The organism is Mesorhizobium sp. LNHC229A00 (assembly GCF_000502415.1).
Lineage (GTDB): Bacteria > Pseudomonadota > Alphaproteobacteria > Rhizobiales > Rhizobiaceae > Mesorhizobium.
Genome location: NZ_AYWQ01000006.1, coordinates 849,481 through 855,966, shown reverse-complemented (window position 1 = coordinate 855,966; position 6,486 = coordinate 849,481). Strand labels below are relative to the sequence as shown.

The window sequence follows — 6,486 nt, the reverse complement described above, 5'->3', positions numbered from 1 at the left end:
CATCTCGCTGCGCGACAATTCGTTCAGCACCATGCCGCTGCGCTCGACCGGAGCCGGCGGCGGCGGTGGCGCCTTGGGCGCTTCCTGGACGACAGGCGCCGCCACGACCGCCGGCTTCGGCGTGAAGACGGGCGCAGGCGGAGCCGCGACCGGCTCCGGCTTGTCGCCGGGCAGCGAGAACTTGCGCTTCTTGGTCTCGACCACGACCGACTTGGTACGGCCGTGCGAGAAGTTCTGGCGCACGGTGCCCTGTTCCATGCTGGGGCGCTTCAGCGTCAAGGTCTTCTTCGGTGTAACACTCAACGTCTTGTCGTCGCCCGATTTCGTATCGCTCATTCCATATCCTCTGCGGCATCATCTTCGTCAGCAACGGCCGCAAGCATTGCAAGATCGTCCGGGGTACCGCCCCGATATCGGTCGAGCGCAACCATGCGCTTCTGGACCGCCTTACCCGCGTCTCCCGCGAGGACGGCAGCATGTATCACATTTGTACCCCCCAATGCCAAGCTCAACTCGGCCTCGGAGAAAAGTTTGTAGGCAAGGATGGAGGGGCCGCCGATATGAACGGTCGCCCGCCGCGCCTGGCTGATCTTGCGTACGCCATCCGCGGACGCTTCGGTCGCATGGAGCACGAAAAGCGCCAGTCCGCCGCGCACCGCGCTCTCGACCTTGGTAGCGCCTAGCGAAATCGCGCCTGCCTTGCGGGCAAGGCCCAGCATACCGAGAGCGGATCTGGAAAGCAGCCCGTCGACCATGCCGCCGAGATCGGGCGGTACGACCACCTGTGCCTTGAAGGCGCGGGCAAAAAGGTTCTTGGCCGCCGCCTTCTCGATATGTAGGCGGTCCGCACTCACCCAGCAACCACGGCCGGGCAGATTTCTCTTGAGATCGGGAACGACGGCCGAATCCGGGCCGACGACGAACCGGATCAGTTCATCCGGTTCGGCCTGTTTGCGGGTGACGATGCAGGTGCGATCGTTCATCTCGTCCAAGGGCGGGTTGTGTGCGATGCGGTTTCACCTCACGCACCAACGGCTTCGTCGGCCGTTTCTTCTTCGGCCGCAAGCTCGTCTTCGGTGATCCAGCCGGCCTTGAGGCGAGCGGCCAGAACCATCTGCTCGGCATCGGCGCGCGAAACGCCGTGATTGGCCAGCACGCCGGGATAGACCTTGGTCTCGCCGTCCTTGCGTTCCTTCCAGCCGGTGAGGTCGTCTGCGGCATAGCCGGCGAAATCCTCGATCGTCTTCACGCCGTCCTCGCCGAGCGTCACCATCATGGCGGTGGTGACGCCGGGGATTTCGCGCAGATCATCCGAAACGCCCAGCGCCTTGCGCTTATCGTCGTGCTCGGCCTCGATCTTCTCCAGATATTCGCGGGCGCGGGTCTGGATTTCCGAGGCTGTATCCTCATCGAAGCCGTCGATCGAGGCGATCTCGCCGGCATCGACATAGGCGACTTCCTCGACGCTGGTGAAGCCTTCCGAGGCCAGCACCTGGCCCACCATCTCGTCGACATCGAGGGCTTCCATGAACAGCGCCGAGCGCTCGACGAATTCCTTCTGGCGGCGCTCGGATTCCTCGGCCTCGGTCAGGATGTCGATGTCCCAGCCGGTAAGCTGCGAGGCAAGGCGCACGTTCTGGCCGCGGCGGCCGATGGCCAGCGACAGCTGATCGTCGGGAACCACCACTTCGATGCGCTCCGCATCCTCGTCGAGCACGACCTTGGCGACTTCCGCCGGCTGCAGCGCATTAACGATGAAGGAGGCGGCCGAGGGCGACCACGGAATGATGTCGATCTTCTCGCCCTGCAGTTCGCCGACGACTGCCTGGACGCGGCTGCCGCGCATACCGACGCAGGCGCCGACCGGATCGATCGAGCTATCACGCGAAATGACGGCGATCTTGGCGCGCGAGCCCGGGTCGCGGGCGACCGACTTGATCTCGATGATGCCGTCATAGATCTCCGGCACTTCCATGGTGAAGAGCTTGGCCATGAACTGCGGATGGGTGCGCGACAGGAAGATCTGCGGGCCGCGCTGCTCGCGCCGCACGTCGTAGACATAGGCGCGGACACGGTCGCCGTATTTGTAGTTTTCGCGCGGGATCAGCTCGTCGCGGCGGATGATCGCTTCGCCACGGCCAAGATCGACGATGACGTTGCCATATTCGACGCGCTTGACCGTGCCGTTGACGATCTCGCCGATACGGTCCTTGTATTCGTCATACTGGCGGTCACGCTCGGCCTCGCGCACCTTCTGCACGATGACCTGCTTGGCAGACTGCGCGGCGATGCGGCCGAAATCCATCGGCGGCAGCAGTTCGGCGATGAAATCGCCAAGCTGGGCGTCGGGATTGCGCTCGCGTGCGGAGGAAATGGCTATCTGGGTGGCGTAATCGTCGACCTTCTCGACCACTTCCATCAGCCGCTGCAGCTTCATCTCGCCGGTGTTCGGGTTGATATCGGCGCGAATGTTGGTCTCCTGGCCATAACGCGAACGCGCCGCCTTCTGGATCGCATCGGCCATGGCGGCGATGACGATCGACTTGTCGATCGACTTCTCACGCGCGACCGCATCGGCAATCTGCAGCAGTTCAAGTCTATTGGCGCTTACAACCATGTTCTTTCTCCCGAGCCTGTTCGCCGGACCTTTGCGCCCGGCAGCTCAATCAAATTTCCTGTTCGTGTTCGTCCGTGGCGTCCGGTTCCGTACCTTCGGACACATCGTCGTCCGGTTCACCGCGGCGTCGCTTGGCTTCCTTGCGCTCCCTGTTGTCCTTGGACAACGCTTCGCGAATGAGGTCGTCGGTAAGGATCAGCCTGACATCGGCGATGGCATCGTAGGGCACGCGCACTGTCGGCTCCTCGCCATAGGCCGCCTTATCGCGCTCGATCAGCACGTCGTTCTCACCGGCCTCGGCGATCTTGCCCTTGAAGCGCTTGCGGTCGGCAACGACGACCGACGTTTCCATCTTCACCAGATGACCGGTCCAGGTCACGAAATCCGATTTGCGCACCAAAGGCCGGTCGATGCCGGGCGAGGAGACTTCGAGATGATACGCCTTTTCGATCGGATCATCGACGTCGAGCGCCGGCGACACCGCGCGGCTGACCTCCTCGCAATCCTCGACGGTCATGGTGCCGTCCTCACGCTCGGCCATGATCTGCAGCGTCAGCCCGTTCTGGCCGGACAGATGCACGCGCACGAGGCGAAAGCCGATGCCGCGCAGGACCGGCTGGACGATCAGCGCAATGCGCGCATCGATGCCGCTTTCGCGGATGATGCGGTCGTCACCTTCGTTTGCCGTTGCAGTCATCGTTGCCTATCGTTCGTCTCGAACCTATCGGCAGGTAATAAAAAAGAGCGGGACCGGGTGGACCCACTCTTCGTCATACCGACCAAGAATTTGAGGCTGATATAAACGAACACGGTTCGTGTTTCAAGTCCGCAGTGGCGGCCCGGGAAAGCCCGGCGGCGTCAGGGTTGTTCCAGGCGCATGGCCGCCATGCGGCAATCCCCCTGTGAGAGCCGGCGGCGCGCCCTTATTTGTTAGCCATCAAACGATTTGAACCGGCGCGCGTGCGCGCGAAAGGACAAGACCATGAGCAACCGCGGGATATTCTCCGCCTTGGGCGATCTGTTCACCACATTCGGCAGCGCCGTTGCCGCATCTCGCGCCGTGGAGGCCGGGCGCAAGCCCAGAGCCGACGACCTGCGCAATCTCGGTATGGATCCGGCTGTATTCAACAGGATTGGTCGTTTCTGACTCCAACAGGCATTCGATCCCGTCCTCCCGGGGGGTGCCGGTTGGGCGGACCTACGTCCTGACGAAAGTCAGATAGGCCGGCTGGCGCCCCTCGCGAATGGCCTTTGCCTCATAACGCGTGCCGGGCCAGCCCTCATAGGAGCGATGCCAGTCCGCCGCGTCCGCAGCCTGCCATGCGAAAGCGCCATGCGCCCGGCAATGCAGCAAGGTCCAGTTCACATAAGTGTCGATGTCGGACGCAAAGCGGAATTTCGAGCCGGGTTTCAGGACGCGTGCGAAACGGTCGAGATTGACCAGGCTCACGAAACGCCGCTTCCAGTGTTTTTTCTTTGGCCAGGGATCGGGATAGAGAAGATCGATGCCGTCGAGCGAGGCCGGCGGCAACCAGTCAAGCAACTGGGTGGCGTCGTCGTCGTAGACCCTGAGATTGGCCAGCGGCGCTGCCCGCACCGCCATCATCATCTTGGCCATGCCGTTGACGAAGGGCTCGACACCTATGAAGCCGGTCGCGGGCGCCTCGATGGCGCGATGCAGGAGATGTTCACCGCCGCCAAAGCCGATCTCGAGCCGAACCGCCGAAACCTTTGCTTCAAACAGGACGCGCAGGTCTGGCGGTGTCGCGGCGACCAGATCGAGCCGGTATTTGCCAAGCCCGCTTTCCAGCGCCGCAGCCTGCTGCGGGCGCACGGGCTTGCCGCGCCGACGACCGAAGAAGGCTTCGGTCATGCGGCTTGGCCTGTCCGCGTCACTCATCGACTGGCGCAAGTCNATCCTTGAGCGCCTTGGCCAGATCGGTCTTTTCCCAGGAGAAAGACCCGTCCCGGCCCGCCTTGCGGCCGAAATGGCCGTAAGACGACGTCTTGGCGTAGATCGGCTTGTTGAGGTCGAGATGACGGCGGATGCCTGATGGCGACAGGTCCATCACGCTACGCAGCGCGTCCTCGAGCTTTGCCTCATCGACCTTGCCGGTGCCATGCAGGTCGACATAGACCGATAATGGCTGGGCGACACCGATGGCGTAGGAAAGCTGGATGGTGCAGCGATCGGCAAGCTTCGCCGCCACGACGTTCTTGGCCAGGTAGCGCGCGGCATAGGCAGCCGACCGGTCGACCTTGGTGGTGTCCTTGCCGGAGAAGGCGCCGCCGCCATGGGGAGCCGCGCCGCCATAGGTGTCGACGATGATCTTGCGGCCGGTCAGGCCGGCATCGCCGTCCGGACCGCCGATGACGAACTTGCCGGTCGGGTTGATGTACCACATGCAATCGTCAGCGATCTTGAGGTCACCCAATGCCTCGCGGATATAAGGTTCCACGACCTTGCGGACCTTCTTGGAATCCCAGCTTGAATCCAGATGCTGGGTCGACAGCACGATCTGCGTCGCCTCGGCGGCCTTACCGTCGACATAGCGGACGGTGACCTGGCTTTTCGCGTCCGGCCCGAGCTTGCCGGCCTCGCCGTTGTTTTCGTGGCGGGCGGCTGCCAGCAGTTCGAGAATCTTGTGGCTGTAATAGATCGGCGCCGGCATCAGGTCCGGCGTCTCGCGGCAGGCGTAGCCGAACATGATGCCCTGGTCGCCGGCACCTTCCTCGCCCTGACGGTCGGCGGCGTTGTCGACGCCCTGGCCGATATCAGGCGACTGGCCATGCAGCAGGACCTCGATCTTGGCCGTCTTCCAGTGAAAGCCGGCCTGCTCGTAGCCGATCTCCCGGATCGCCTTACGGGCGACGGATTTGAACTTCGCCGGGTTGACGACAGGGTGGCCCGCGGCATCCTTGAGGATGTTGCCGCCCTTGTCCTTCTTCAACAGCGTCTCGGGAACGCGCACTTCACCGGCGATGACGACCCGGTTGGTGGTCGCGAGCGTCTCGCAGGCGACACGGACCTTCCACGGGTCCATGCCGGTCTTCTTGGCTTCACGATAGACCAGATCGACGATTTCGTCGGAGATCCGGTCACAGACTTTGTCGGGATGGCCCTCGGCTACGGATTCCGAGGTAAAGAAGTAGTTCTGCCGCGTCACGGGTGTCCCCTCTTGAAAAACGATCGGCAGGCTGCCGATTTTGGCGCGCCACGTGTTAGCGGGGCAAAGCGCTGCTCGTCAAGCGTTGCCGCGGCTCTGGCCTGAATGTCGGAGGCGATATCTTGTGCCACCGGCGGCGCACGCCGCCGGTGCAAACCGCATTGCGGGTCAGTCGAGATCGTCCTGGGCGAGCGATTTTACCAGGTCAATGATCCTGCGGCGCACCTTGACGTCGGCGATCTTGACAAAGGCCCGGTTGAGCTGAAGTCCTTCGGGACTGCCGCAGAACTCGACAGCGAAAGCCATCGAACTATCCTCGGCAAAGCCGCGGTTGGCTGTCAATTCCTGGCCTGGCGCATCCTCGAAAAAGAAGGCGACGGGGACGCCGAGTATGGAGGCAATCGCTTGCAGGCGGCTGGCACCGACGCGATTGGTGCCCTTTTCATATTTCTGGATTTGTTGGAACGTGATGCCGAGATTCTCGCCCAGCTTTTCCTGGCTCATTCCGAGCATATTGCGGCGAAGCCGGACCCGGCTTCCCACGTGAATGTCGATGGGATTGGGTTTCTTCTTGTTTTCTTCTGTCATTTTTTCCCTCGCCGAATTTTTTCGGCTTCGTGATTTTTTCCCGCCCAAAGAAAGCCGGAGGCGACTGCCCCAACAGAACGATCCACCAGCTTCGAGAAATTTTCAGGCGGTACA

At 62.5% G+C, this 6,486-nt stretch carries 8 protein-coding genes; 1 reads left to right on the top strand and 7 read right to left on the bottom strand.

The window, feature by feature from the left end:
* The 4 genes from X742_RS01000000170185 to rimP all read right to left on the bottom strand — a co-directional run.
* On the bottom strand, positions 1-336 hold a 336-nt coding region (locus tag X742_RS01000000170185), incomplete at its 3' end, for a translation initiation factor IF-2 associated domain-containing protein (protein ID WP_032924822.1).
* The gene (locus X742_RS153430) at positions 333-983 is read right to left on the bottom strand and encodes an RNA-binding protein (protein WP_023772685.1); all 651 of its coding nucleotides are present in this window, start codon (positions 981-983) and stop codon (positions 333-335) included. The genes X742_RS153430 and X742_RS01000000170185, both read right to left, overlap by 4 nt.
* 38 nt (positions 984-1,021) lie before the next feature.
* Positions 1,022-2,617: a transcription termination factor NusA gene (gene nusA / locus X742_RS153435; protein WP_023772684.1), complete on the bottom strand. Its 1,596-nt coding sequence runs from the start codon at positions 2,615-2,617 to the stop codon at positions 1,022-1,024.
* Between the two features lie 49 nt (positions 2,618-2,666).
* A complete protein-coding gene (gene rimP / locus X742_RS153440) occupies positions 2,667-3,314 on the bottom strand; it encodes a ribosome maturation factor RimP (protein WP_023772683.1) in 648 nt (215 codons plus the stop codon).
* 285 nt (positions 3,315-3,599) lie between these two features.
* On the opposite strand from rimP, the gene X742_RS1000000172510 reads away from it, so the two are divergent.
* Positions 3,600-3,764, top strand: a complete 165-nt coding sequence (locus tag X742_RS1000000172510; RefSeq protein ID WP_023772682.1) for a hypothetical protein — start codon at positions 3,600-3,602, stop codon at positions 3,762-3,764.
* 51 nt (positions 3,765-3,815) lie between these two features.
* Here the strand turns inward: X742_RS1000000172510 and X742_RS153445 are convergent, their stop codons facing one another.
* The 3 genes from X742_RS153445 to X742_RS153455 all read right to left on the bottom strand — a co-directional run bounded on the left by X742_RS153445 (position 3,816) and on the right by X742_RS153455 (position 6,372).
* Entirely contained in the window at positions 3,816-4,517 is a 702-nt protein-coding gene (locus X742_RS153445; RefSeq protein WP_023772681.1) for a tRNA (guanosine(46)-N(7))-methyltransferase TrmB, read from the bottom strand.
* A complete protein-coding gene (gene metK / locus X742_RS153450) occupies positions 4,510-5,784 on the bottom strand; it encodes a methionine adenosyltransferase (protein WP_023772680.1) in 1,275 nt (424 codons plus the stop codon). The genes X742_RS153445 and metK overlap by 8 nt, the downstream gene beginning before the upstream one ends.
* 168 nt (positions 5,785-5,952) lie before the next feature.
* Positions 5,953-6,372, bottom strand: a complete 420-nt coding sequence (locus X742_RS153455) for a helix-turn-helix transcriptional regulator (RefSeq protein ID WP_023772679.1) — start codon at positions 6,370-6,372, stop codon at positions 5,953-5,955.
* Positions 6,373-6,486: the final 114 nt, after the last annotated feature.